The sequence below is a fragment of the Psychrobacter glacincola genome (genome assembly GCF_904846075.1).
Classification (GTDB): Bacteria; Pseudomonadota; Gammaproteobacteria; order Pseudomonadales; family Moraxellaceae; genus Psychrobacter; species Psychrobacter glacincola_C.
Genome location: NZ_CAJGZH010000003.1, coordinates 279803 through 305504 on the forward strand (window position 1 = coordinate 279803; position 25702 = coordinate 305504).

Sequence of the window (25702 nt, forward strand, 5' to 3'; positions counted from 1 at the left end):
GACTTGTTATGAAAATTAAAACCTTAGCTGAAATACTCGCTGAATCCGATGCCGATTCAGCGAGTAGTCCTACTATCAAATCAAAAAAACCGTCCAAATCTTCCAAACACTCTGAATCCTCCAAATTTTCTCAGCATTCCTATCAAGGCGATCCTAAAAAAACGGCTAAGACACGCAAGCATTTAACTTACTATCATGAAGACCATTCATTATCTGACGATGCTGAATTTGCAGTAGAATCCGTTGAGGCTCACTCTTCTACCAATAAAAATCCTGCTAAAACTAAGAAACGTAAAAAGCGTTTTCACCCAGCGGCTAACTTTAGCCCTGAGCCTAGTGACGTGCCTGCTTATCAGCAACCAGAAGCGCAAAGTATCAAAGAGATGCTGGCTGAAGTTAAACAAAATATTCATGATGAACCAGACGATAGCGCGGCTACTGATGATGAATTTAACAAAGAATCACAGTATACAACCGATGCTGCCATTACCAACACTTCTGCGCACAGCACAGTCGACAGTCAGATGGATAACCTACCCGCTGCTCTTAAAGCCTATCTGCGCACGCCTGAACAACGACAAGCAGAAATAGATGAGATGAAAGCCGAAAGTCGTTTACGTTGGTTGGCGTTTTATTATTTATCGCGCCGTGAGTACGGCAAGGCTGAGCTGAAGCAAAAGCTTATTGATAAGGAGCAAGCCTTAGATAAAATTGATACGCTACTCGATGAGTTTGAGGAAAAAGGCTACCAAAGTGATTATCGCACGACGCTCATGCTCATTCGTGAAAATATCCGCAAAGGTCGGGGACGTGGACGTATCAAGCAGGAGTTTTATCGTAAAAAAATTGCCATGCCCAGTAATATCGATGAGTTAATCGATATGGCAAATGCAGAGTCAGAAGAGTTTAGGGAGTTTGTAGATGATAGTGCAGATAATCTGGTAGATGGTATCGATTGGCTCAAACTGGCAGTCACAGCGCGCACTAAGAAGTACGGCGATGACATACCCACTGAACAAAAAGACAAAGCAAAGCAGCTACGGTTTTTGCAATATCGAGGCTTTCAGAGCGATATCTGTTTTGCCGCGCTCAATTATACATTAGACACATTAGATGAGCGCTTTTAAGCCACCCTCACCTTTTTTAAGAACACATATCTGTACATAAGACAATATGACTTGAGCGATCTATTAATAATAGCCGAGCACTTTCCACCAAATCAAACCAGCACCGATCCAGATGACCAAATTGACCACACTCATAATCGCGCCAATACTCCACCACTCTCTTAACGTCACATAGCCAGAGTTAAAAATGACTGGCGCAGTACCAGTTGCGTAATGCGTAAGCGTCATCATGATGTTGCCCGCTGCGGCCAAGATAAGCGCATATAACATCGGCGGTGCGCCCAAGCTTAAACCCACCGCATAAAATGCTGCAAATAATGCAGTAATATGAGCCGTGGTACTAGCAAAGAAGTAATGGATATATAAGTATACTAGGGTCAGAATAGTCACAGCCCCTATCCAGCCAAGCCCAGTCGTGCCAATCATCGATTCAATATTGCCAGAGAACCAGCTTATCAGTCCAAGCTTATTAAGATAAGCGGCCATCATAATAAGGGCGCCAAACCAAATAATGGTATCCCATGCTGACTTCTCTTTTAAAATATCGTCCCAAGTCAGTACCCCAGTCAATATTAAGGTCGTCAAACCAATAAATGCTGTGGTGGTAGCATCGACGCTATATTGCTCACCTAACATCAATGCGGGAATATTCGCCCACAATAACAGCATCAGAGCAAATACTCCGAGCATGATTTTTTCTTGGCTACTTATTTTTCCCATTTCTGCCAAATTTTCCTTGGCAAAACCTTTTGCATCGGGCGTGATTTTAACATCAGGTGGATAAATTATATAAATGACTAACGGCATCACAAGCAGGCATAGCATACCAGGTACAAACATCGCCACCGCCCAAGTAGTCCATGACAGCTGAATATCACCGCCTGTGGCTTTATTCACCAAATCTACAACCAGCGGGTTGGGCGCAGTAGCCGTGATAAACATCCCAGAGGTAATAGGATTGGCGTGGTAGTTCACCATCGCCAAATAGCGACCAATCTTATTTTGAGTGCCTTCCTCAGGTGTTGAGTGAAAGCTTTGCGCGATAGACTTCATAATAGGATGAATAATACCGCCGCCACGTGCCGTATTAGAAGGCGTAATAGGTGCTATCATCAATTCAGCTGCAGTCAAAGAATAAGCCACGCCGATGGTTTTTTTACCAAAAATAGAAATAAAATAATAGGCAATACGCCGACCCAAACCCGTTTTTATCAAGCCACGCGATATCATGACTGCAATACCAATTAGCCAAATCAACGGACTTGAGTAGCTTGATAGTGCATCGCTAATGGCTTGTGCTGGGCTATCACTAGTCACGCCTGTAAGTGCGACTAGGGTGACTGCAATGATAGCAATGGCACCAATGGGTAATACTTTGCCGATGATGGCGACAATAGTGGCGATGAATAACGCCAGCATGTGCCATGCTGCAGGGGTAACGCCAGTAGGCACTGGTATCACAAACCAAATGATCAAGCCGACCAAAATGGCAACCGCTGCTTGAATAGGCTTAAATGGCATGATTAACTATCCTTATAAATGCTTATACCATCACGCAGTCATATTATATAAAGGATCATAAAGTAGCCACTGCGACAAAAGACTAAATGAATCATATGACCATCTTATAAGATTTATAGAATTATTTTTCTATTATTCACCATTTTTAACATATCTATTTAGAATAAAGAGTAAATATTCAGTAATTGAGTACCAATAGTAGGGTTAAACTAACAGCCATAAAAAAGAGCACGTTGGATAACGTACTCTTTTTTATAGTACTAACTTTGTGGCATTAACGATTGCGACTTTCTTTAAAAAATAAGTTTATTTTAACGCACCTAATCGACTAGATAGCTGATTGATGATTTGATCAATCTCTTCATTGGCTTCAGATTCATTATCTAAATTGCCACTTGGTGTCAGCTGATTCATTACTTCTGGCAGCAACTCAGCCAGACCTTGACGGACTTCTACGTCATTAGCACCAGTATGTGCTGCAACCTGCTGAATTTCACTTTCATCGAATAACTGACTGATATCATTTGGATCAAGGTTATCATTGTCTTGTTGGTACTCATCCAAGAACGGGCTTGGTTTTCATAACCCATACCTGTGATTTTTGATAATGCACCACTCAAGCCGCCATTGCGTTTGATCCAGCTTAGTACCATTGGCATAAGTGCAGCGATTAGCATACCTTTACCACCGAATCCAGATTTTCTCGTTTGACCACCCATGGCTTGACCACCCAATACGCTGCCTAATATGTCTCCAAGACCGCCGGCATTAGAATTGACGCCGCCACGTTGATTGCCACCAGTGAGTCCACCGCCTGTTAACCCACCGAGAATATCATCTAAGCCAAAACCATTGTCTGGCTGACGATCATACTGGCGTGGATTGTAGCCTCCAGTTTGACTACCACCGCCGAGCACGCTACCCAATATATCCCCAAGACCACCTGTACGACGTGGATCAATGCGTTGATTTACAGGATTACGCTGCGCATCTTCAGGATCCATCGCACGACGGGCCACCTGACTAACCAAATTCCCTAATAAGCTCATTCTCGATTCCTTTTTGTCATATTATTTATTATCTATAAACCGCTAAAAACTTCGCTGCTAATTTAATATATTAAGCAACAGCTCGATTTACTTATGCGATTCACAATTCTCTTGCAATATAACAAATCTCTTTCGCTATCCAGATAGGTGTTTTGTTATGACATGTAGGCGTTCGTAAATTCTTGGAAAAAACCGCTCATTGGGCGCTATAAAAAATGCTGTCTTAACTCGTATTTTCGGCGTTTATATTAGGCATATTGAACATTCAACCATGGCACTGATAAGCACTATTTATGAATATTCAATATAATCTAGCCAAAACATTCAACTCTCGCCATTGTTCAGGGCTCACTTGATCTCGAAAGATGGTTACTGATAAAGAGCGCTGATAAGGCTCTATAACATTGAATTCAAAGCTTATCGCCCATCGATATCCAGAGACAGCGATTAATTGTGCCTGCCATAGCTCATCACCGCGACCTGTACGGATCAGTAGCTGCCAATGTTGATCAACACGATGACTAAGTGGTGGCTGGCTAAGGTGCAGCAGTATGGGTCGTGATAATGTCAAATAAATAATCACCACGGCGGTAACGATTAAAATAAGCACATATTGCCATAACAGTAAAGAAGCGAGCCATGCCAGTACAACCATGACGACGGTCAACCCACTATAAAGCAGCAAACGAAAATAGCTGGCAGGCCGAATAGCCGTATCAATACGCAACGAATTTGCCAAGGTCATATTTTATTACCAAAAAAAAACGGCAGACCATTATGTTGCTCAAGCTTAGCTATGCCAGCTCTAGACAACCATTTTTTATATCTAAATCAGTTTTTAAGTCAAATCTTTGGTATGACGCCATGTCTTAATTTTATTGACCAATGCCCATATCTCTTCATTTTCTGGACGATTTTGATTGGTAAAATAATCTAATAAATCAGGGTCTTCATGAGTCAGCATTTCTGCAAACGTCTCTTGTTCAGCAGGCTCTGCCGTTAAGTAAATCTCTTTGACATAAAGGTCAATGTAAAAGTCTAACTCTTTTAATCCGCGGCGTGCTTGATAGATAATGCGACGCTGTTCATTGGTTGGTTCTGGCTGAATCGAGGTGGTCATAAAAGTACTCTCATTATTTTAAATTAGGGTTAAAGATAATTATGCGCAGATAATTGACGCCACAAGCCGACTGCTTGCTGCATCATCGCCACATTATGGGTGCGTATAATGCCAGCGCCTTGCTGTAGGGCAAAGATACCAGCTGCCGTACCTACCACATCACGATCTACCGCGTTAGTAGTAGTAACGACTTCGACGCCACTCTTGCTCAATACTTCCGCTAAAAAACGCTTGCGCGAAATGCCAAACATCATCGGAAAACCAAGCGCTTGTAGCCTGCTAAGCTGGCTTAATAGTGCGCAATGATGCTCATAATCTTTCGCAAAACCAAAGCCTGGGTCGATAATAATTTTCTCACGCTTAACACCGATTCTTGTTACTTCCTCGATACGCGATAATAGCTCAGCCCTTACGTCACTAATGATGTCGTCATATTGTGCCAAATTATTCATCGTTGTTGGCTCGCCGCGCATATGCATGAGCATGACTGGTATATCAAGCTCAGCCGCTAGTACTGCTGCACCCTCGCGTTTGAGTGCTCGTACATCATTCCAAATATCAGCACCAGCGTCAAAAGCCGCTTTCATAACCTCTGGATTACTGGTATCAATGGATAGCCAAATATCCTCCCCGCAATGCCGGCGGATGGCTCGAACCACTGGCGCAACACGCTGCAGCTCTTCAGACGTGCCCACAGCATTCGCATTGGGGCGAGTAGACTCACCGCCAATGTCGATAATAGTCGCGCCCTCTTCTATCATTTGCTGACAATGCGCAACAGCCTTATCTACCGCATTGAACTGTCCACCGTCTGAAAACGAATCGGGTGTGACATTAAGAATACCCATAATATGAGGCTGCGATAGATCTAGTGTTTTATCACGACTTGATATCTTATAGCTGGGTAAGGGCTGAAATAAGGACATAACCAAATTATCTCTCATTAAAACATTCTAATTATTGCAGACTGCTTGTTATGCGTTGTGCTTATGATACCAGTAAACTCTATTCTGTACTAAACCCTTCACGAAATATGGACAACAAAAAAAGCCCTTTATGATAAAGGGCTTTTTCTATTGAATATGAATCAATTAATAACTACATCGCTGGTAACGGTGGCGGTGTTGAGTTGGTTGTTTTAATATCATTCTTCGATAAGTTGACTTCGTTGTGCTGATAGACTCTAGGTGGACGTGGGTCTTCACCTGCTAAGATATCTTGCAACTGATCTCGGTCAATCGTTTCCCACTTCATTAGGGCATCTACCATCGCATGCATTTTTTCTTGATTACCTTCAATCAATTCACGCGCGATATCATATTGCTCCTCTAACATACGGCGAACTTCTTCATCGACCTTTTGTTGCGTGGCTTCTGAAATCGTACGACTGCTAGAGCCAAAATAGCCTTGCGAGCTGTCCTCATCTTCATAAACCATAATACCAAGCGCATCAGACATACCGTACTTCGTTACCATGGCGCGAGCCATCTTGGTTGCACGTTCGAAGTCGTTAGAAGCACCCGTCGACATTTGATTGATAAAGACTTCTTCAGCGATATGACCGCCGAATAAGATAGCAATATCGCTCAGCATTTTTGATTTATACATGCTGGTTTGGTCATGCTCTGGCAACTGCCAAGTAACCCCAAGCGCAAAACCACGCGGCATGATCGTTACTTTATGCACAGGATCGGTACCTGGTAGTAGCTCAGCGACTAAGGCGTGACCTGCTTCATGATAAGCGGTCGCACGGCGCTCCTCTTCACGAATGACCATTGATTTACGCTCAGGACCCATATATAACTTGTCTTTTGCATCTTCAAAGTCATTCATATCAACGCTGGTCTTGTTGCGACGTGCTGCAAACAATGCCGCTTCGTTGACAAGGTTGGCCAGCTGCGCACCACTAAATCCAGGCGTACCGCGAGCCAGTGCATTGGCATCCACACCGATAGTATTCGGCAGCTTTCTCAAATGCACTTTAAGAATTTGCTCACGGCCTTTAATATCTGGCAATCCTACTTGTACCTGACGGTCAAAACGACCTGGACGCAATAGCGCTTTATCAAGCACATCCGCACGGTTGGTCGCGGCAATGACGATCACGCCTTCATTGCCTTAAAAACCATCCATTTCGACCAATAATTGGTTCAGTGTCTGCTCACGCTCATCATTACCGCCGCCCATACCAGAGCCACGATGACGACCGACCGCATCAATTTCATCAATAAAAATGATACAAGGCGCGCTCTTTTTAGCCTGTTCGAACATGTCACGTACACGTGATGCACCGACACCAACGAACATCTCAACGAAATCGGAACCTGAGATAGAGAAGAACGGTACTTTAGCTTCACCAGCAATGGCTCTTGCTAACAAGGTTTTACCGGTACCTGGAGGGCCAACCATTAAGATACCACGTGGAATCGTCGCACCAAGCTTGGTAAATTTATCAGGGTCGCGTAAAAACTCGACCACTTCGACCACTTCTTCTTTGGCCTCTTCACAACCAGCCACATCTTCAAAGTTCACCTTGATTTGGTCTTCAGTCAACATTTTGGCTTTGGATTTACCAAAGCTCATAGGGCCACCGCCTTTACCGCCAGCGCCACCTTGCATGTTACGCATGAAGAATAAAAACAGACCAATAATCAATAGAATTGGGAAACTGGCTATCAGTAATTGCATCAAGACGCTTTGGCGTTTTGGGGCAGTCCCTTGGACTTCGACTTGGTTCTCACGCAGCAATGGCATGAGCTCATCATCTGACACAGCTGGTCTAATGGTCTCAAATGATGAACCATTTTTCTTTTCGCCGGTGATTTGCTCGCCATCGATTTCAACGCTGGCTACTTGGTTTTCTGACACGGCGGTCACAAACTCAGAGTAGTTAAGGCTATCCGGCTCGGATGATTGGTCAAAGCCGCTAAACACCAGCACCAAAACGCCGATTACCACCAGCCACAATAAGGTATTTTTTACCATGTCGCTCACTAGTTATTCCCATCCCTTACTTATTGGTGTGTTTATTAAACACGTGACGTCTATAAACGTACCGCTCATTTTTTAGTAAATATATTCATAGCCAAAATTTATAAGTCAGACTCATACAACTCAAATTAAGTCAGACTCATACAACTCAAATGCTGCATGGGGACTGTTTTCACAAGTTATAAATATCAATGACCTATATATCTATCGTAGATGAGCACATCAGGCGCTTATTGTCAGACGACTTTGCCTAAAACATATGCTTGAAACAAAGTTAATATACCATGATATGTGGTGCTAACCTGCATAATTCAAGCAGGTTTCGCTATTATTCAGTTAACGATTGTAGCGAGTTCAATACGCTCATGAGACTATGTTATGGTGACACATTATCTCGCTTACAATGGCTGTGAAATAACGACGTTATGATTATTTAATCGCTATCCAAAACATCTCTTTTGACCGTGGTCGTGACGCACCTGGTTTAATACTACGGATTTTACTAAAATCCTGCTGCATCTGCTTGCGTAATTCTTGTGTGCCTTCACCTTGAAACACTTTCATAATAAGTGCGCCACCTTCTGGTAAGGTTGCAAGCGCGAAGTCCACTGCCAGCTCGCATAAATACATCATACGTGGCTGATCGATTGCGCTGTTTCCTGCCGTATTTGGTGCCATATCGGACAGCACTACATCGACCTGCCTATCACCAACCTCTGCCATGATCGCATCAAACACTTCTGCTTCGCGAAAGTCGCCTTGAATAAAGGTCACATCAGGCAATGTATCCATCGGCAGAATATCAGAGGCAATCAAAATGCCTTTTTCGCCTACTAGCTGACCTGCCACTTGAGACCAACTGCCTGGAGCACTGCCCAAATCTACAACCGTCATGCCTTTTTTAATAATATTGGTCTTTTCATTAATTTCTAATAGTTTATAGGCGGCACGGGCACGATAGCCATCTTTTTGCGCTTTTTGCACATAATGATCGTCAATATGCTCTTTCATCCAAGCGCTACTACTCTTTGACAGTTTTTTATTTTCGATACGCGTGGCCAAAATACCTGCTCCTATTGCTTTGCAAAACATTCATACATATTACTGAAGTAGCTAAAAGATTTCTTAAGCACTTCGATATGGTTTAAATTCATTCGAATATGCTATCAATCAAGATTTTTATACATTTGCAGTCTTAAACTGACTAAATTCTATTGGTTAAAACACTGATTTATCAGACAGTAGCGTTTATAATGTGCCCAAACATTCAGTTTAACATTTTCATCACGTAAAATCGTGCAAAATCCTGCTGATCTCATGCAAGATGACCACAGATTATCTATAATGGTCGTCAACTGCTCTTAATAGCACTGTCTTTTATTTTTACCAACACCTAGGAATTCTATGCAACTCGATAACGCTACCATCAAACGCCTAAGAGGCATTGGTCACGACCTCAAACCTATCGTCATGATTGGCAACAAAGGTATTACCCCAACCATTACTGAAGAGATTGATCGCGCGCTATCAGATCATGAGCTCATCAAAGTAAAGCTGCCTGCTGGCACAAAAGAAGAGCGCGATGTCATCGGTGCGGAACTTGCCAAAGCGGCTAACGCGTCTTTGGTTCATTCTATTGGTCGTATGGCATTGTTACTACGTAAAAATCCAAACGCCAACCCAAAATTGTCTAATTTAGCACGTCATGCATAATAATATGTGATGACCAGCTGGTTTGAGTGATGGTATGGTATGCCATATCAACTCAAATCATAGCCATATGGTGACGATAAATGTAAAAGCCGCGATGCATCTTGCTCGCGGCTTTTATGTTGTCTGCTCGTTTTAGATTTACTTAGCGTGTAATATTAGCTCGCTTAGTCGGCACAATTTTTCTTATAGTTACTTCTATATTTTCATTGTCGGGTCTTAACTTATGAATCAATCATTCAATCTCTATGTGGCCACCGAAACCATAGTAAACGATGCGCAGCAACTGGGTGTAACAGTGGATGAGTTGCAGCGCATTTGTATAAATGTGCGTGCTCAGATTATTCGACAACCATCACTCCACTTACAGCTAACCTATCGACTCACCCTGCCCAACCAAATGCTAGCAAAGCAGCTAAACTGGTCAATGTGGCAGCAAGCGCAAGTAAGATTCGATGATTACTTGTGGGAAGAGACTTGCCTTGAGTGTTTTATCGCTGGTCGTCTGATCGATGATAAAAATCTAACGAATACCCAAAAGGCAACGCCCTATATCGAGATTAATGCCAATCCAGACGGTCGTTACGCGCTATATCAATTTGAAAGCTATCGTAATCCTGCGACCTTACCACCAACACCCTTACATGCAGCTGATGGACAAGCGCGCGCGTCTATTAATTGGATAAATAATGTAAAGCCAACATTAAGGTACGTAGAGAATCCTTTATTTAATGATCCATCAGTCGCAAAAAACCCTCATCATTATGAGCGCAGCTTTGGGGTGTCGATGACCCAACTACCGAATCAGCAGTACGTCATCGCAAATACTGTGATTGAGCAAATACATCCTTGCGTTATTTTATGGTTTGGTGAGATTGCTTTATATTTTGCCCCAAACCACGCCTCCCCGCCTGACTTTCACAATCGTAGCCACTGGTCGAGATTTGAGCTTTAACTCTACTTTTAACTTAAGCATTACAACTCCAAGCGCAAAAAAAACCAGCAACGCTATAAAGAGCATTACTGGATTTGGAGAAAACTTTTAACTTAGACTATATCTAACTGTCTACTATTTATCAGCCATCGCAAGGTAAATACCACGGTCTGATGCATCATCGACATATTGCGAATCACGCCATGTCGTATAGCTGTAAGTGCCACTGTATGGGCTAATGCTGTTTTGGCGGAAATCAGATACCCAATCGTTACCATCAAAGATCTGGATATGACCATGTGGACGGTTTGACGTACGATTATAGACAACGACGTCACCCACTTGTGGCTGCATATCATTACTGATCTTGGTAAAACCTGCTTGAGCAAGTGTGCCGCGAGAGGCATACTGATAAGCTGAAGGGTTAGGCGTAAATTCGTAACCTGCTGATTGTAGCGCTTTACGTACATAGCGAGCACAGTAGCCAGAGCTTCTAGATAACGCTACTCGCGATGCACTTGCCGCTGCGATAGCAGGAGCAGAATTGCGATCAGGAGCGCGGCTTGATTGCTGCTGACGCTGCTCATAAGACAAACGGCTAGTAAGCGAAGCAAGCTGGTATTCTTTTTGCTTGGCATGCGCACTTAAATTATCAATGGCTTGACTGATCTCATCGTTGCTATATACATGGGCACCACTGTTAGTGCTATAGATATTGCGGCTAGAACCGTAGTTCGCAGAAGCAGAGATATTAGTGATGGTATGACTCAAGGTATTATTTGGTTGAAAGGTTGTTTCGACAGCACCACTTGTCTGTGCTATACCCATTCCCAATACTGACAAAATTAATAAAGCTTGTTTCATAAATTTACTACCTATTGTTAATACAAGACCGCTCGTCATCCGTGACAAAGCATCAATTAGTTTAGAGGAGATGATCATTACAAAACATGATAAAGTCCTTGTTAAAACAGCCCGCTATTTCTTCTGTAGTGACTAATGCTGGTATTATCTATTAATACCATATTCCGCTTAGTTCACTGTCTCGCAAATCGTTCAGTATCAATTGCCTTTAGCATGTCAATTATGAATATCGATTTTGTCACCTATTAGATGAGTCATCACGATGTCAAAAAAACAGCCAAATCGGCTTGCCCAACTTATCGACCATCAAGCTTTTGCTGGTAGCGCATTACCCCGAACGCTTGCTGACAATATGCGGCTATACATAGAAGCGACCAACGAGGTAAAAGAGCTACTGGTAGATTGTCTACCTGAAGAAATTCTTAATACCTGTTGGGTCGTAGGCCTCACCTCCGAGCAATTAATACTCAGTGTGGGCTCAATGACTGCTGCCAATCATATTCGCTATTTGCAGAGCGCTTATTTGCAAGTCTTAACAGAGCAGTCAATTACATTTAAACAACTCAAGCAAATTCGCGTCGTCGTCGCTAAAAATTCAGCTGATAATCATTCATCTAAACAACTATCAGCAGCAGCATCAACTTTGTCAAAGTCTAGTAAAGCCAATGAAAATCAGGCTCTTAGCCAAAACACAAAGCGGACTATATCACAGGCCGCAGAGCATGTCACCACTGATGAAAATCTCAAAAAAGCACTTTTGCGTCTGGCAAATCATTGAAATTATTAATATTGCTATGTAAAGTTGTGTAAACAAAACCGTAAAAATCAGCTGATAACGCTGCGATTTTGTAATGACGCAAACAAAAAAAATCACCTGCTAGCTCCGTTCACATTATGAACGTCACCAACAGATGATTGAAAAACTATCCACAGCTTTGATATTCTCTACTCTAGAGCAGAATTGTTAAAATAATCTAAACAATACATTCAAAAAAACGAATATTATTAGAATGTAATTACAGCCGGATTATGTAATATTGCGTAAATGTTTCGATACTTCGTGTATATTCCTGTATTCATCCTTCAACAGTCAAACCTTCGAGAGGTAAATACTGAATTGGGCATGTTACATTGTCATCAAAAGTTACAATTTCAAAATTATTATGGTCAGATAGTATCTCACGTACCAATAAATTGTTTAACGCGTGACCAGATTTATAAGCATTAAATCGACCCAAAATCGGATAGCCAATCAAATATAAATCACCTAAAGCATCCAAAATTTTATGGCGAACGAACTCATCATTAAAACGCAAGCCTTCTTCGTTAAGAATATTTGCCTCATCAATAACGATAGCATTATCCATACTGCCTCCTAACGCCAAATTATTCTGACGTAAGGCTTCTATGTCTCGTAAAAACCCAAAAGTACGGGCTGAACTCAATTGCTCAATGAAGTTTTGCGTCGAAAACTGCAACTGGGCATGCTGAAAATCTTTGTCGATAGCAGGATGATCAAAATCAATCTCAAAATTCAGCTCAAACCCTTCATAAGGACGCAGTTCTGCCCATTTATCGTCTACTTTTACTCTTACAGGTCTGACGATTTTTATAAACTTCTTTAAAGCATCTTGTTCACAGAATCCGACGTCAAGCAGCAACGCTACAAAAGGAGCGGCACTACCATCCATAATCGGTATCTCTGAGGCCGATACACGAATTAAAAGGTTATCCACGCCAAGTCCTGCAATGGCACTAAGCAAATGCTCGACCGTCCCCACACGTGTGCCACCAAACACTAGGTTTGACGACATCATAGTGTCTTGTACTAAAAAAGCACTGGCTGGAATCGGCTGGCTGCCTTCGATATCAGAACGCTCGAAAACAATACCCGTATCAATAGGTTGCGGATGAAACTCTAAGTCAACAGGCTGACCACTATGGAGACCAATACCTGTAACAGCAATCGCAGTTTTTATGGTTCTTTGGTTCATGGCTGTCTTCTCACATATTTTGTTACAATTGCCATAGTGTATCATTACCCGCCCCTAGTTCGCCATAGCTAAAACTCGCTAATTTCCTTATCTCCTTGATTGATAACACTTATCGTCAATAAATTTTGATGGTTTTCATGTCTTATTGATCACATTGCCTCTGTTAACACAGGGAAATAACAGCCAAATGTTACAATCATAAATTGTTTTATGCGCCTATTTATTAATGATTATTTTCGCATTGAGAGGCGATTTTTATAAATAGAGCGCTCTCATAGCTGAATCTGTTTGCTAATATATGGACATTTTCTATACGTACAAAAAAGCCAGCAACTTAGTACTGGCTTTTTTTATTCCAAACATCTGAAAATATTATTTATTTTGTTGACGTTTTAGATAGTCTTGAATGCTATTGGTTTTGGTTTTCGCCTGCTCTTGAGGCGCGCTTGAGCGAGTAGCACTAGCCGTTTCTTGATACATCTGAGCTTGCGATTGCTTCTGGCTGTTTAAAGCACTGGTATGCACGTTAGGGTCAACAGGTTGAGTGCTATTGACAGAAGGGACTGGTGCCTCGACTACTTCTGGCTCTTGCCCAGCGTTTTCATCTAAAGTCAGACCCGTTGCAATAACAGTGACATGTAAGTCATCACCCATTTTTTCATCAATCACTGAACCATAGAAAATATGTGCATCGTCAATATCTGTAATTTCTTCGACAATAACACTGATTTTGCTCATCTCATCCAATGAGAGTGATTCAGAAGAAATTACGTTAACCAATAGACCTTTTGCATTTTCTAAACGCAAGTCATCAAGTAATGGTGATCTGATGGCTTTCTCAGTTGCTTGACGCGCACGATCATCGCCGCTAGCACGGCCGATACCCATCATCGCATGACCTTTGGCAGTCATAGCAGTGCGGATATCGTTAAAGTCGATATTGATCATACCTTCACTAGCGATAGTTTCAGCAATACCTTGAACCGCATGTAACAACACATCGTCCGCTTTTTTAAAGGCATCTTGCATAGAGATATTGCCATAGACACTCATCAACTTATCATTCGGAATCGTAATGATAGAATCAACAAAGTTGGTCAATTGCTCAATACCAGCTTTAGCGGCTTTGATACGTTTGCCACCTTCAAACTTAAATGGTGTAGTCACGACCGCAACTGTCAACACTTCCATTTCTTTAGCAATCCGAGCAACTACAGGCGCTGCACCCGTACCCGTACCACCACCCATACCAGCAGTGATGAACACCATGTCTGAATGTTCGAGTAATGCACGGATGGCTTCTTCTTCACTTTCTGCTGCTTCACGCCCAACTTCTGGGTTCGCCCCTGCGCCCAAACCGCGATTCGTTTTTGCGCCAAGTTGCAATTTATGCGGTGCAGTTAAACGATCAAGCGCTTGTTTATCCGTATTAGCACAGACGAACGTTACACCTCTAATCCCTTGTTGTACCATATGTTCAACCGCATTACCGCCACCACCACCAACACCGAATACAGTGAAGCTTGCTTGGCCGTTATTTTGAGGCTGGTTATCATCTGGCATGGTGTATTTTGACATAAAAAGGTTTCTCCAGTTGCAGATAGCGTGATGGTCGATACTTGGTAACACACTTATATGGCGCGCTATCGACTTACTATATATAATTGTATTTAAATAAAACAGGGCAATGGCTTAGATAATTGTGCTAGCCAAAATATGCCAGTATGGTACAGGGTGTTACTTTTCGTATTCTTGCCTATTATATAGCTGCATACTCTTATACTGCTTAATATAAGTATGTTTTGCTAACAGATTATAATATCTTTTTGAGTACACTAGCAAAACGCTGCCCTGCACTTTGAAAAACACCAGTGACTCGATTTTTTTGAATCGCTTCAGGCTCGCTTTTTTCACTACGGCGAAACTGCTCGCTTTGACTATATAATAGTGTACCAAATGCCGTTTGATAAGCACGATCATTTACTTGACTGTTTAGCTGCTTAAATGACTCATCATTATCAAAATGATTATGAGCACTAATAGCAGGATGAGTGTTGGTTAATACTACGGGCATTTTGAGCAATTTTTTGGTAAAGGGTATCATACCTTTAATCGCCGTACCGCCACCTGTGAGTACGATACCTTTGTCGATATAGCCGATGAGATCAGCCTCATGTAATTGACGAGCAACTTCCGTAAATATCTGCACATAGCGCGCTTCAATAATACGGGCTAGATTATAAATACCAATATTAATCTCGTCACCTGTTCCTTGTGGTTTAAAGATAAAGAATGAGCTAGGATCCACACTATTGACATCGACAGTACCATGGGTTTTTTTCAGCTTTTCAGCTTCAATCATGGAGATACCAAAATCAGCTGAGATATCCATCGTTACTTCGTGGCTGCCTGTCGCGATACAATGGGTAAATATGAGCTTGTTTTCTTTATAAACGCAAATACTGGTCGTACTAGCACCAATATCTACCAAACAAACCCCTTGCTGGCGCTCGTCACTCATCAAACTATATTCAGCACTCGTCACTGCATCAAATACAATGTGGTCAATACCAACATCACAGCTTTGCAGTAATTTTTGAATATTCTGACGACTAGCAACGGGCATCATCATCATGTGGTACATCACAGTAATATTATGCGCCATCATTTCGATCGCATCATCCACCATGAAATCTTGATCATCAACATAGATACCCTGCTGACAGCAATGCATTAAATAATAGTCTGAAGATAGATCGCGTGACTTGGCATTAGACAACGCCTGCACCATATCTTTGGCACGTACCGCCTCATCTTCTACACGTACCTCGCCTGCACTATTTTTGCTCGATAATTCCGGTGTCGCTAAGGTCAACCACACACTGTGCACACGGCAATTGGCAGTATCTTCTGCTTCTTGAATGGCTTGCTTAATAGCACCTTGTAGACGTTCACGGTGTTTTATTTGACCTTGGTAAAAATCGCTATTTTTGACTTGTCCCGCGCCCAGAATACGGATGTCTTTTGCAGAGACAACGTTACCAATGACGACATAGACTGCCGTGGCACTTAGATGGACAACAACCAGATTTTCAGTATTTTTCATGGTACCAGACAAATTATCGCTAAACAGGAGACCAAATGACGTCTCCATTAGATCATTAAAAAAAGCGTTATCAACACGCTATGATGTTGTATATTCTGTGCTACAAACTATCAAAATAGCTCAAACTAAAATGCTAACCAGTTTTTGCTTATGCTATCTATCTATCGTTATTCTGCTTCATCGATTTTTGGCTGTGCCATATCCCAAGCGATGGTAAAACCATTTTTATAGCGCAAATCTACAGACTGTATTTCGCCTCGACGCTCACTTAACTGATTGCCGAGCAGCTGACTCAAACTCAGCAGCTTTTGTGCAGTATTCTCATTATCAACAATCACACGCAGTCCATTGTCAAAACGAATCAGCCAAGTCATTCTTGGTGACAGGATAATATCTTCGACTTGCATACCAAGTGGCGCATACCAGTCGTTAACTTGCTGCATCTGCTGCATGATAACTGGGGCTTGCGTTATCTCACCTTGTAAGGTGGCGAAGCGTTCTTGCGTCAGATCTTTACTATCAGCAGGGACAAAAACCGCACCTTTTGCATCCACCAAACGCTCTGTACCAAAATTAGCAACCGCTTGCTTAGGTAATGCAGTAACGACTATGCCCCGTTGCCAATCACGAGAAATGCTGACCTGATCAACCCAAGCCAGACCCGTCGTAATATCTCTTAACGCTTGCAAATCAGAGGTAAAAAAGCTGCTTACCTTTTGTTGATTCATAACCTGTTGCAATGCGCGATACTGGGTAACTGTTAAACCCTGATTATTCACATGGATAGAAGCTGGCGGTGCATCACGCAACGCTTTTCCACCCATTATCAATATCAGTACGAGCAACCCTAGTACCAATACCATAAAAAAATATTTGAGCGAAGTCGGTACTTGGAACTTAGAGTTTGGGCGACGGGTTTTATCACTCATCAAGTCAGTTACCTCGTTGACAGTTTGAGCCATAACGACCTTTGTCCCTATATTTGCATAAAACTGATCATGCTATTTATAAATGTAACTCTGCATATTTTTGCAGAAGCCTATTAAGTTGACATATTATCAAAATATTTTACTAAAACGATTTATAGGATGACATTATGCTCATTTAAACGTAACATTTTTCTTAATTTATGAATAACTTATGAGCTAAATTCATAGAAAACAGAAATATCACTAAAACAGACCTATAATTACAATATTAACGTATTTTATGGTTAAACAATAGCTTAACCCCTACTAGTGACAACGAATTTACACAAGTTTACATGACGCTGTGGTATAGCAGCTCTAGTGATACATTAACCCGTTCTAGTCTAGTAGTATTATCAGGCTATAAGAAAAATTTAACTCTAATGATTCATAAGTTTTGTCACTGGTTTATTAAGACAGCCTATCAATGACAACTGTCTCAATAAATAGCAATAGCATTATGAACAATGCTAAAAAATGAGCAATGTTAAAGAATGAGCAATATTAAAAAGTAGCATTGCTAAATAACTATTTAAGTAATAACTGCTAAACAAATCACTCTAATGTCTGCGCTAAAATATGCCAGCACAATGCATCAAAGTCCATGCCTCGAGCCTTGGCTGCCATCGGAACCAAGCTATGGCTGGTCATGCCTGGCACTGTATTGATTTCAAGCAACCAGAAGTTGCCTGCTTCATCTTGCATAGCATCGATGCGTCCCCAGCCTTTGGCATCAACAGCACGGAACGCTGCAAGGCTCAAATCTTGTAAATGCTTTTCGTCAGCAGCGCTCAGACCACAGGGGATATAGTAACTGGTATCATTGCGATTATACTTGGCTTCAAAATCGTAGAAGTTGGTAATATCAGCAGGCTCAAGACGAATGACTGGATAGGCTTCATCGTCGATAATGACGATTGTAAACTCGCGACCAGTAATCCAGCGCTCAGCCATAACTGCATCACCGCACTGTACCGCCGTTGCATAAGCCGCTGGCAACTCATCAAGATTGTTGACCTTGGTCATACCAATACTGGAGCCTTCATGAACGGGCTTGATAATAAGTGGTAAACCTAGCATGTTGACCACTTGCTGCCAGTCAGTCTCAGCTGTTAATAATGAAAATGGCGCGGTTGCTAACCCACAACCCTGCCACAATTGCTTGGTACGAACCTTATCCATACCCAACGCTGATGCCAGAATGCCTGAACCTGTCTGTGGAATATCAAACCATTGCAGCACACCTTGCAACAAACCATCCTCGCCGCCGCGACCATGCAGTACGTTGAACACGCGGTCATACTCGCGTAGCTCCGTGATGTCTTGATGCTTAGGGTCGAAATGAGTGGCATCAACGCCTTGGTTTTGTAGCGCCTGCAATACAGCGGCACCACTGTCTAACGACACGCTGCGTTCATTGCTACTGCCGCCGTAGACAACCGCCACTTTACCAAATTGTCTGGCATCTTTTGCATCACTGGTCGTCGTGTTTAGAGTGGCATCATTGCTCTCTAAATTATCTGAATTTTGAGTGCTGGTATTTTCTTTAGTATCAGTCGTCATGAAGATCGTTCCTAGAATTTTTTAGCTTACTTAATGTAAAGGTTATTGGCAGCCAAGTCGACAGCGATCTGCCCTACATTACCTGCACCTTGAGTAATGAGCATGTCATTGGCTTTTAATAAACGCTGCATGACAGGAGCTAAATTGTCCTTGTCAATAATTGTCGGTTCAACTTCACCGCGCAACCGAATACTACGTGCCAATGACTTGGTATCAGCGCCAGTAATTGGGCTTTCTCCTGCTGAATATACGTCTAATAATAATAATTCATCAACGCTGGAGAGTACTTCGACAAAATCATCAAAGCAATCTCGGGTACGACTATAACGGTGCGGCTGAAACATCATTACCAAACGACGTTCAGGGAAACTTTGACGCGCCGCTTTAATGGTGGCATCGACTTCTTTTGGGTGATGACCATAATCGTCAATCAATAAAACATTACCATCATTAAGACTGACAGAGGCATGCTGCTCAAAACGGCGACCAACGCCTTCAAATTTTTGCAGAGCGCGTTTGATCGCTTCGTCATCCACACCTTCATCAGTCGCCATCGTGATAGCAGCAAGCGCATTGTAAACGTTGTGAGTACCAGGAATGTTGAGGGTCAAACGTAAAGGTTCACGGTCACGGCGCAGTACCGTGAAGTGAGTTTTAGTACCTTCCGTCACTAAGTCGATGGCTTGAACGTCGTTAAAAGGCTCAAGTCCAAAGGTCAGTACGGGACGACCAATATCATCAATCATGGCATACAATTCTGGGTCGTCACCGCAGACCACCGCCAAACCATAGAATGGCATGTTTTGTAAAAACTGAATATAAGCAGCTTTTAATTTATCAAAACTATTCTCATACGTTTCCATATGGTCTTGATCGATATTGGTGACAATCGCGGCCATCGGATGTAACGATAAAAACGACGCATCAGACTCATCGGCTTCTGCCACCAAGAAACGACTGCTACCTAGCGCAGCATTTTTACCAGATGCATTCAGCTTACCGCCAATCACGTAGGTAGGATCGAGTTGCCCTTCTGCCATCATGGTAGTCAACAAACTGGTCGTCGTGGTTTTGCCATGAGCACCAGCAACAGCGATACCGTGACGATAACGCATCAACTCGCCCAGCATATCGGCACGGCGTACCACCGGCAAACGCGCTTCTAGTGCCGCTTTTACTTCAGGGTTGCTGCGATCAATCGCTGACGATACAACGATGACATCAGCATTAGCGATGTTCTTAGAATCATGACCGATCGCAATATCAATACCAATCTGTGCCAAACGTTTGGTCACTAAGCTCTCAGCAATATCAGAACCACTTACTTGATAACCTTGATTGTTCATCACCTCCGCGATACCGCACATCCCCGAGCCACCAATACCGACAAAATGCAAATGCTCAATACGACGCATTTCTGGTATTTCAATCAAACGCTTAGGTAGAGCTTTCGCAGGGTTAGACATAGGGCTTCTCTTTATTAAAGGCTAATAAAATTTAGTGTATCAAAATAATTGGTAATAAAAACAGTCAGCTATAAGAATATAGGCTACAGCGTTTGCCAGATAATATCAGCAACTTGCTTGCTCGCACTTCGATTGGCAAGGGCATGGCCTTTTTGGGCCATCGCTAGGCACTTCTCTCGATTAAGGGTAGCAAGCTCATTGCTCAAACGCTGCGCTGTCAACTCAGACTGCGGTAACAAAATCGCCGCATCGTGTGAGGTTAAAGTGCGGGCATTAGCAGTCTGATGGTCATCTACCGCGTGCGGCAGCGGTACAAAAATTGCGGCAATACCAACGTTCTGGATTTCCGTAACCGTCAATGCGCCTGCTCGGCAAACAATAACATCTGCCCAACTATAAGCGGCGGCCATATCGTCGATAAAAGGCTGTACCACAAACTTGTGCATATTCAAATCTTGCTCATCGTAAGCCGCTTGTGTGGCAGCCTCATTGTTACGCCCGCATTGGTGACGCACTTCAAAAGGCTGATTGAGCAATGCCAGCGCTTTTGGCACAGTGTCGTTTAAGGCTTGTGCACCAAGTGAGCCACCCACCACCAACAATTTGAGCGGTGAGTTGTCATTAACATCATAACGCACCGTCGGTTCAGAGACACCAGTGATGGCATTGCGTACTGGGTTACCCACCGTTTCAAGCTTAGCATCCTGTGCACTATTGGCAAAGGTATCCTCAAATGCTTGCAGCACCTTGGTTGCAATCTTGGATAGGTAGCGATTACTCATGCCTGCAATGGCATTTTGTTCATGGATAATCAGAGGCGTATTGGTCAGACGTGCGGCGATACCGCCAGGCGCTGTCACATAACCACCAAAACCGACAACTATGTCAATTTGATTACTACGAATCACCTTTATAGCGGCCATTGTCGCTGACAATAAGGTCACCGGCAACTTTAATAAACGCCCGATTCCTTTACCGCGTAAACCCTGCATCTCAATCGCATGAAAAGGATAACCAGTCGGTGCAACCAAGCCATTTTCCATACCATTTGGCGTTCCTAGCCAATGAATAACCGCACCACGCTGAGTCAATTCCTCAGCCACTGCCAGTGCTGGGAACACATGCCCACCAGTACCCGCGGCCATCATTAATATATGCGGTGCTTTCATGAACGCCTGCCTATCTTTTCTTTATTTATATGAAGGACTTATTATCCTATGATCATCTTAGTCATCAGCCAATAATGACCCTATAAAATCTCGCATAGTATAGTGTAAATCGTTGGCTGATATATAGCACTTTATGCACTGTCAATAACAAAAATCCAAGCCGCGAGCAATCACGACTTGGCTTTTATAAATACTATCGAAAAATCATAAAAGCATCGTTTATAAATGACGTTTTATCGCCTTTTTATGCGCTATGAAAATATGCTGTTTATCAATCTATCTTAGCACACTGTTTTTTAAGTATTGTGCGCATAGCTTAGTGATAAATCACTCTATCCTTACAGTGTTGCGCAAACTGCTACTTTATTCTCAATGGCGATGATAAAATCGGTCGCAATATCTGTACCGCATTGATCATCAATCTCACGTACACACGTTGGGCTGGTGACATTAATCTCGGTAATACGACCGCCGATTAAATCGAGCCCGACGAACATTAGACCTTTTTCTTTAACAATCGGGGCGACGACTTCTGCCACTTGACGTTCGACATCGGTGAGCGGCATCGCAACACCGCTACCACCCGCCGCAAGATTACCACGGGTTTCGCCTTTGGTGGGAATACGCGCCAAGCTATAATCGACCACTTCACCATCAACGATCAACACGCGCTTATCGCCTTCTTTGATCTCTGGTAAATAACGCTGTGCCATAATCGGCAAGGTTTCAAGCTCGGTTAAAACCTCAAGCGTGACACCGATATTTGGACTATCTGCGGTCAAGCGGAAAATACCCGTACCGCCCATACCATCTAATGGCTTAACAATGACGTCTTGCTGCTCAGCGATAAACTTGCGAATATGCGCCTGTTTACTGGTCACAATCGTTGGGCTCATATAATCGCTAAACCACGTGGCAAAGAGCTTTTCATTACAATCACGTATCGCTTGTGGGTCATTGACCACTAGCACGCCTGCCGCTTTGGCATGATCAAGCATATAAGTGGCATAAATAAAACGCATGTCAAACGGCGGATCTTTACGCATCAACACCACGTCATAGTCGCTGATTGGCGCTGTCGCTTTATCCTCTAACGTATAAAAATCTTTAGGATCACGCTTGACGGTCACTGACTGCGTATCAACCATCAGTTGCCCACGATCCAACCACAAATCATGAATCTGACAATAGCCAAGGCTGTGCCCACGGTCTTGTGCCGACCACATCATAGCAAGGGTCGTGTCTTTTTTATAATTAACTTGCTCGATAGGATCCATAATAACGAGTATGTTTAACGATTTTTTTTGATTTGCTTGGCTCATAATAAGGCTCACTTACGTTATATTATTAATATAGAACAGCTTCGAACTCAGTGCCCAACTATACGCCGTACTGCGCGCGATAATGTTGCATCTTGGCAAGTTGGGTCGCGTCTTTATGCTGACCGCTTTGTACGCCATGGTCATCTGCCAAATAACTGATTAAATCATCGATATCGACGAGTGCACGCACTGGTACCTCTAATGTCGACGCCAACTCTTGAATAGCAGAATGCTCAGCCTGACCTTTTTCTTTACGGTCAAGGGCAACGATAATACCAGCAACGCTAGCGCCCGCTTGCTCTAAAATCTCAACCACTTCGCGCATCGCCGTACCAGCGGTAATGACATCATCGAGTACCCAGACTGCTTTACCACTAACGTCAGCGCCTACTAAGTTGCCACCTTCGCCATGAGTTTTGGCTTCTTTACGATTATAGCCCCACTTGGCATTGATACCATGATGAATCCATAAGGCTTGCGCGGTTGCTGCCACAAAAGGAATACCTTTATACGCTGCCCCAAATATCACCAGCTCCTGCTCATCTGTACCGTTATGACTAGCAGCCATTTGCTCAGCCAAGGCATCAGCATAACCACACGCGAGCAACGACAACATCTCACCTGACGCCAGCAAGCCTGCATTAAAAAAATACGGACTGATGCGACCAGACTTGAGGACAAACTCGCCAAATTTGAGAACTTGATTGTCTAAAGCCAGTTGGATAAATTGGTGTGAGGAGAAAGAAGGGTGTTGCGCATTAGGCATTGAGGCATTAAGCATGGAAGCGTTCCTATTGACAAAAAGAAGAGCAAAAAATTGGCGTTATTGTACGCATTATTGATCAGCTTGACCAACCATTGATGTCGTAATCCTGCATGTTAGGATAACGAGTCAATAGGCCACTGCGCGATGAGAGATTAAAATAACACTGACCGTCATCACTCACTTGTATCTCCCAACCTAAATGATACGCGGCAACAATAACATGTCCTGTGAAAATGCGTATTTGACGGTAGGCATGGCGCTGCGATGGCTCACAAATGATTTGACTCAGCAGATAACTGCGTATGTGCTGACAGATTTGCGCGGCGCTATAGCGGTGATTGATACTTTTGCGTGTCTCGCACTGCCTCAATGCATGGACAGCGACGCTACACGCCATAATGTCAGTAGCCAAACTGCCCTCGCCTGTCTCAAATTGCTGCGGCTGCAACACCACCTGCCAATCTTCGGCGTAAACACTGTTGAGCAACTCATCTGGATTATACCGTTTGGTCAATGCACGTAAAGAAGCCTGTTTGTTTTTAGCATTACTACTAACGCTCGTATCGATACTTACAGAAGAGCCATTCAGTGCAAAACCGTAACGATGCAGTTTTGGATAAGCACGAAGCGCCTGCTGAATATCAGCCATGTCGAGCAAAGTCATACCATTTAATGATGATAATAATGGTTGCGCGCTGTGATTGTGATAAAAGCTGTCTGGAAACTCGACAAGCTCTGCTGCCCGCAGTAATGACAGATGCTCGCCCAATACTTCTGAAGCAATCAGCGACCATTTTGACAAGCTGTGTTCTTTAGGCTGATAAAAACGCGCAGAGCGACCATAAAGTCGTTGCAACTGACCATTTAAGCGCCTAGCAGGCTCTGGAATATCGCTCAAGGGTCTGGCAGGATCAAGTGCCAAGCGACTCGGGTCAAAATTAGGATGTACAATCGCAGGTTGGGTACTATCTGGCAAAATAGACGACTGCTCAGCATTGCCTTCTGAAATTGTACCGCCTGCTGCTGTAAGATCAGCACTGGGTAAATGAGTGTCAGAAGTAGAAGGCTGGGTCATGAAATCTCCATAAGCTATAAAATATAAAAACAATTCTAATTAAATCAAACTGGCATATTATTCTTGATGTTGTTCTTGATGTTGTTCTTGATGGCGCAAAATATCACGGTAACCAACTTGCCAATCAGGATATGCCAACCAAGCTAATGGAATATTACTGTGCAAGCGTTTTCCCGTAACCGCTGCTTTTTCATTGTCAAGAGCAGGAGGCGTTTCATTTATCTGCTGACTTAACCAGACGCCCAACTCTAAAGTCGTGACTGGCGCGTAATCAGTAGCAATATACAGGGGCTTGGGCGCATCGATAGTCAGTACGTTAGCGATGATAGCGACCAAATCGCGATCCATAATCCGATTGCTCCAATGCGCGGCTGCCACTGCTTCCTTTTGTGGCTCGCGGGCTTTACGCAGACGCATGAGACGCGCGCGGCCATAAATACCGCTTGGACGAATGACAATGGCTTTATCCCCAAAACCTTGTTGTAGGACTTGTTCTGCTTGCAATATCACCTGCGATGCTTCACGCTCTGGCGTCACAGGTGCAGTATTGTCATCAATCCATTCGCCATTATCTTGCCCATAAACACCCGTTGATGAAATAAAAACAATGCGTGAAAGGTTGGTGAGTTTGTCCGCAAGCGTTGCCAAATGCTGGCTAATTGCTAAGTAGCTATTATGATAGCCACTGGTCGAATAATCATCGGGGGTAACGATAATTGCTATCGCCGTAAAATCTTGCAGCTGCTCAGCCGTCAGAGTCAATGCATCGGCTTGCATAAATTCAGCGTTATCATCCAAAGAGTAATGATGGCGCTCACCACGAGCCAAACCTGTGACATTCAAGCCGTCCTGTGCCAGCTGGTTGCTGACTGGCAAACCAATATCACCTTGACCAATAATCAATAAATTTTGCGTACTCATCATTTATCCTCTATTCGAACGCCATTTCTAATGACT

Annotated in this window: 23 protein-coding genes and 1 pseudogene; 4 read left to right on the forward strand and 20 right to left on the reverse strand. The window is 43.1% G+C overall.

All coding sequences use genetic code 11. From position 1 onward, the window contains the following. Positions 1-8 precede the first annotated feature (8 nt). Complete coding sequence (locus JMW85_RS12335) at positions 9-1127, forward strand: regulatory protein RecX (RefSeq protein WP_201581972.1); 1119 nt, start codon at positions 9-11, stop codon at positions 1125-1127. 63 nt (positions 1128-1190) lie between these two features. On the opposite strand, the gene JMW85_RS12340 is transcribed toward JMW85_RS12335, so the two are convergent. The 8 genes and pseudogenes from JMW85_RS12340 to JMW85_RS12370 form a co-directional block, all read right to left on the reverse strand. Next, a complete protein-coding gene (locus JMW85_RS12340; protein WP_201581973.1) occupies positions 1191-2648 on the reverse strand; it encodes an anion permease in 1458 nt (485 codons plus the stop codon). A 306-nt stretch (positions 2649-2954) separates the two neighbouring features. Beyond that, positions 2955-3212, reverse strand: a complete 258-nt coding sequence (locus tag JMW85_RS14475) for a YidB family protein (RefSeq protein WP_265090755.1) — start codon at positions 3210-3212, stop codon at positions 2955-2957. Further along, positions 3101-3697 carry a YidB family protein gene (locus tag JMW85_RS12345; protein ID WP_265090756.1) on the reverse strand — a complete coding sequence of 199 codons (597 nt, stop codon included), beginning with the start codon at positions 3695-3697 and terminating at the stop codon, positions 3101-3103. The genes JMW85_RS14475 and JMW85_RS12345 overlap by 112 nt, the downstream gene beginning before the upstream one ends. Positions 3698-3998: 301 nt before the next feature. Next, a complete protein-coding gene (locus JMW85_RS12350; RefSeq protein WP_201581974.1) occupies positions 3999-4442 on the reverse strand; it encodes a protein YgfX in 444 nt (147 codons plus the stop codon). Between the two features lie 93 nt (positions 4443-4535). Next, a complete protein-coding gene (locus JMW85_RS12355) occupies positions 4536-4817 on the reverse strand; it encodes an FAD assembly factor SdhE (protein ID WP_201540475.1) in 282 nt (93 codons plus the stop codon). A 29-nt stretch (positions 4818-4846) separates the two neighbouring features. Next, positions 4847-5743, reverse strand: a complete 897-nt coding sequence (gene folP, locus JMW85_RS12360) for a dihydropteroate synthase (RefSeq protein ID WP_201581975.1) — start codon at positions 5741-5743, stop codon at positions 4847-4849. A 172-nt stretch (positions 5744-5915) separates the two neighbouring features. Next, positions 5916-7811: pseudogene (gene ftsH, locus JMW85_RS12365) on the reverse strand (ATP-dependent zinc metalloprotease FtsH). Between the two features lie 426 nt (positions 7812-8237). After that, positions 8238-8870: an RlmE family RNA methyltransferase gene (locus JMW85_RS12370; RefSeq protein WP_045444188.1), complete on the reverse strand. Its 633-nt coding sequence runs from the start codon at positions 8868-8870 to the stop codon at positions 8238-8240. A gap of 342 nt (positions 8871-9212) precedes the next feature. On the opposite strand from JMW85_RS12370, the gene JMW85_RS12375 reads away from it, so the two are divergent. Together JMW85_RS12375 and JMW85_RS12380 are read left to right on the forward strand one after the other, a co-directional pair. Next, positions 9213-9521, forward strand: coding sequence for a YhbY family RNA-binding protein (locus tag JMW85_RS12375; RefSeq protein ID WP_045444184.1), 309 nt, complete (start codon positions 9213-9215; stop codon positions 9519-9521). Positions 9522-9744: 223 nt separating this feature from the next. Continuing rightward, on the forward strand, positions 9745-10473 hold the full coding sequence (locus tag JMW85_RS12380) for a hypothetical protein (RefSeq protein WP_201581976.1): 729 nt from the start codon (positions 9745-9747) through the stop codon (positions 10471-10473). Positions 10474-10587: 114 nt separating this feature from the next. On the opposite strand, the gene JMW85_RS12385 is transcribed toward JMW85_RS12380, so the two are convergent. Further along, on the reverse strand, positions 10588-11316 hold the full coding sequence (locus JMW85_RS12385) for a CHAP domain-containing protein (protein ID WP_045444182.1): 729 nt from the start codon (positions 11314-11316) through the stop codon (positions 10588-10590). A 262-nt stretch (positions 11317-11578) separates the two neighbouring features. Here JMW85_RS12385 and JMW85_RS12390 point away from each other — a divergent pair, with 262 nt between their 5' ends. After that, on the forward strand, positions 11579-12094 hold the full coding sequence (locus tag JMW85_RS12390) for a hypothetical protein (protein ID WP_201581977.1): 516 nt from the start codon (positions 11579-11581) through the stop codon (positions 12092-12094). A 298-nt stretch (positions 12095-12392) separates the two neighbouring features. On the opposite strand, the gene lpxC is transcribed toward JMW85_RS12390, so the two are convergent. The 11 genes from lpxC to JMW85_RS12445 form a co-directional block, all read right to left on the reverse strand. Further along, the gene (gene lpxC / locus JMW85_RS12395) at positions 12393-13310 is read right to left on the reverse strand and encodes a UDP-3-O-acyl-N-acetylglucosamine deacetylase (protein WP_201581978.1); all 918 of its coding nucleotides are present in this window, start codon (positions 13308-13310) and stop codon (positions 12393-12395) included. Between the two features lie 372 nt (positions 13311-13682). Next, a complete protein-coding gene (ftsZ, locus tag JMW85_RS12400) occupies positions 13683-14888 on the reverse strand; it encodes a cell division protein FtsZ (protein WP_045454113.1) in 1206 nt (401 codons plus the stop codon). A 235-nt stretch (positions 14889-15123) separates the two neighbouring features. Continuing rightward, positions 15124-16416, reverse strand: coding sequence for a cell division protein FtsA (gene ftsA, locus JMW85_RS12405; protein ID WP_201581979.1), 1293 nt, complete (start codon positions 16414-16416; stop codon positions 15124-15126). Positions 16417-16583: 167 nt separating this feature from the next. Continuing rightward, positions 16584-17378, reverse strand: coding sequence for a cell division protein FtsQ/DivIB (locus JMW85_RS12410; RefSeq protein WP_201581980.1), 795 nt, complete (start codon positions 17376-17378; stop codon positions 16584-16586). Between the two features lie 561 nt (positions 17379-17939). Continuing rightward, the gene (locus tag JMW85_RS12415; RefSeq protein WP_201581981.1) at positions 17940-18947 is read right to left on the reverse strand and encodes a D-alanine--D-alanine ligase; all 1008 of its coding nucleotides are present in this window, start codon (positions 18945-18947) and stop codon (positions 17940-17942) included. Between the two features lie 26 nt (positions 18948-18973). Further along, complete coding sequence (gene murC / locus JMW85_RS12420; protein ID WP_201581982.1) at positions 18974-20413, reverse strand: UDP-N-acetylmuramate--L-alanine ligase; 1440 nt, start codon at positions 20411-20413, stop codon at positions 18974-18976. 83 nt (positions 20414-20496) lie between these two features. Further along, on the reverse strand, positions 20497-21582 hold the full coding sequence (gene murG / locus JMW85_RS12425) for an undecaprenyldiphospho-muramoylpentapeptide beta-N-acetylglucosaminyltransferase (protein WP_201581983.1): 1086 nt from the start codon (positions 21580-21582) through the stop codon (positions 20497-20499). 338 nt (positions 21583-21920) lie between these two features. Then, entirely contained in the window at positions 21921-22904 is a 984-nt protein-coding gene (gene gshB / locus JMW85_RS12430) for a glutathione synthase (protein WP_201581984.1), read from the reverse strand. Between the two features lie 58 nt (positions 22905-22962). Then, the gene (pyrE, locus tag JMW85_RS12435) at positions 22963-23685 is read right to left on the reverse strand and encodes an orotate phosphoribosyltransferase (protein WP_372886432.1); all 723 of its coding nucleotides are present in this window, start codon (positions 23683-23685) and stop codon (positions 22963-22965) included. A 61-nt stretch (positions 23686-23746) separates the two neighbouring features. Beyond that, positions 23747-24745 carry a hypothetical protein gene (locus tag JMW85_RS12440; RefSeq protein WP_201581985.1) on the reverse strand — a complete coding sequence of 333 codons (999 nt, stop codon included), beginning with the start codon at positions 24743-24745 and terminating at the stop codon, positions 23747-23749. Positions 24746-24802: 57 nt separating this feature from the next. Further along, positions 24803-25666, reverse strand: coding sequence for an SDR family oxidoreductase (locus tag JMW85_RS12445; protein WP_201581986.1), 864 nt, complete (start codon positions 25664-25666; stop codon positions 24803-24805). Positions 25667-25702: the final 36 nt, after the last annotated feature.

What these genes read in the sequence shown, in the direction of transcription:
- JMW85_RS12340 (WP_201581973.1), bottom strand. Translation starts at nt 2,648, where the DNA reads ATGCCATTTAAGCCTATTCAAGCAGCGGTTGCCATTTTGGTCGGCTTG.
- JMW85_RS12385 (WP_045444182.1), bottom strand. Translation starts at nt 11,316, where the DNA reads ATGAAACAAGCTTTATTAATTTTGTCAGTATTGGGAATGGGTATAGCA.
- murC (WP_201581982.1), bottom strand. Translation starts at nt 20,413, where the DNA reads ATGTCTAACCCTGCGAAAGCTCTACCTAAGCGTTTGATTGAAATACCA.
- murG (WP_201581983.1), bottom strand. Translation starts at nt 21,582, where the DNA reads ATGAAAGCACCGCATATATTAATGATGGCCGCGGGTACTGGTGGGCAT.
- JMW85_RS12415 (WP_201581981.1), bottom strand. Translation starts at nt 18,947, where the DNA reads ATGACGACTGATACTAAAGAAAATACCAGCACTCAAAATTCAGATAAT.
- JMW85_RS12390 (WP_201581977.1), top strand. Translation starts at nt 11,579, where the DNA reads ATGTCAAAAAAACAGCCAAATCGGCTTGCCCAACTTATCGACCATCAA.
- JMW85_RS12440 (WP_201581985.1), bottom strand. Translation starts at nt 24,745, where the DNA reads ATGACCCAGCCTTCTACTTCTGACACTCATTTACCCAGTGCTGATCTT.
- JMW85_RS12375 (WP_045444184.1), top strand. Translation starts at nt 9,213, where the DNA reads ATGCAACTCGATAACGCTACCATCAAACGCCTAAGAGGCATTGGTCAC.
- JMW85_RS12445 (WP_201581986.1), bottom strand. Translation starts at nt 25,666, where the DNA reads ATGAGTACGCAAAATTTATTGATTATTGGTCAAGGTGATATTGGTTTG.
- JMW85_RS12380 (WP_201581976.1), top strand. Translation starts at nt 9,745, where the DNA reads ATGAATCAATCATTCAATCTCTATGTGGCCACCGAAACCATAGTAAAC.
- JMW85_RS12335 (WP_201581972.1), top strand. Translation starts at nt 9, where the DNA reads ATGAAAATTAAAACCTTAGCTGAAATACTCGCTGAATCCGATGCCGAT.
- lpxC (WP_201581978.1), bottom strand. Translation starts at nt 13,310, where the DNA reads ATGAACCAAAGAACCATAAAAACTGCGATTGCTGTTACAGGTATTGGT.
- gshB (WP_201581984.1), bottom strand. Translation starts at nt 22,904, where the DNA reads ATGAGCCAAGCAAATCAAAAAAAATCGTTAAACATACTCGTTATTATG.
- ftsA (WP_201581979.1), bottom strand. Translation starts at nt 16,416, where the DNA reads ATGAAAAATACTGAAAATCTGGTTGTTGTCCATCTAAGTGCCACGGCA.
- pyrE (WP_372886432.1), bottom strand. Translation starts at nt 23,685, where the DNA reads ATGCTTAATGCCTCAATGCCTAATGCGCAACACCCTTCTTTCTCCTCA.
- JMW85_RS12345 (WP_265090756.1), bottom strand. Translation starts at nt 3,697, where the DNA reads ATGAGCTTATTAGGGAATTTGGTTAGTCAGGTGGCCCGTCGTGCGATG.
- JMW85_RS12355 (WP_201540475.1), bottom strand. Translation starts at nt 4,817, where the DNA reads ATGACCACCTCGATTCAGCCAGAACCAACCAATGAACAGCGTCGCATT.
- folP (WP_201581975.1), bottom strand. Translation starts at nt 5,743, where the DNA reads ATGTCCTTATTTCAGCCCTTACCCAGCTATAAGATATCAAGTCGTGAT.
- JMW85_RS12350 (WP_201581974.1), bottom strand. Translation starts at nt 4,442, where the DNA reads ATGACCTTGGCAAATTCGTTGCGTATTGATACGGCTATTCGGCCTGCC.
- JMW85_RS12410 (WP_201581980.1), bottom strand. Translation starts at nt 17,378, where the DNA reads ATGGCTCAAACTGTCAACGAGGTAACTGACTTGATGAGTGATAAAACC.
- ftsZ (WP_045454113.1), bottom strand. Translation starts at nt 14,888, where the DNA reads ATGTCAAAATACACCATGCCAGATGATAACCAGCCTCAAAATAACGGC.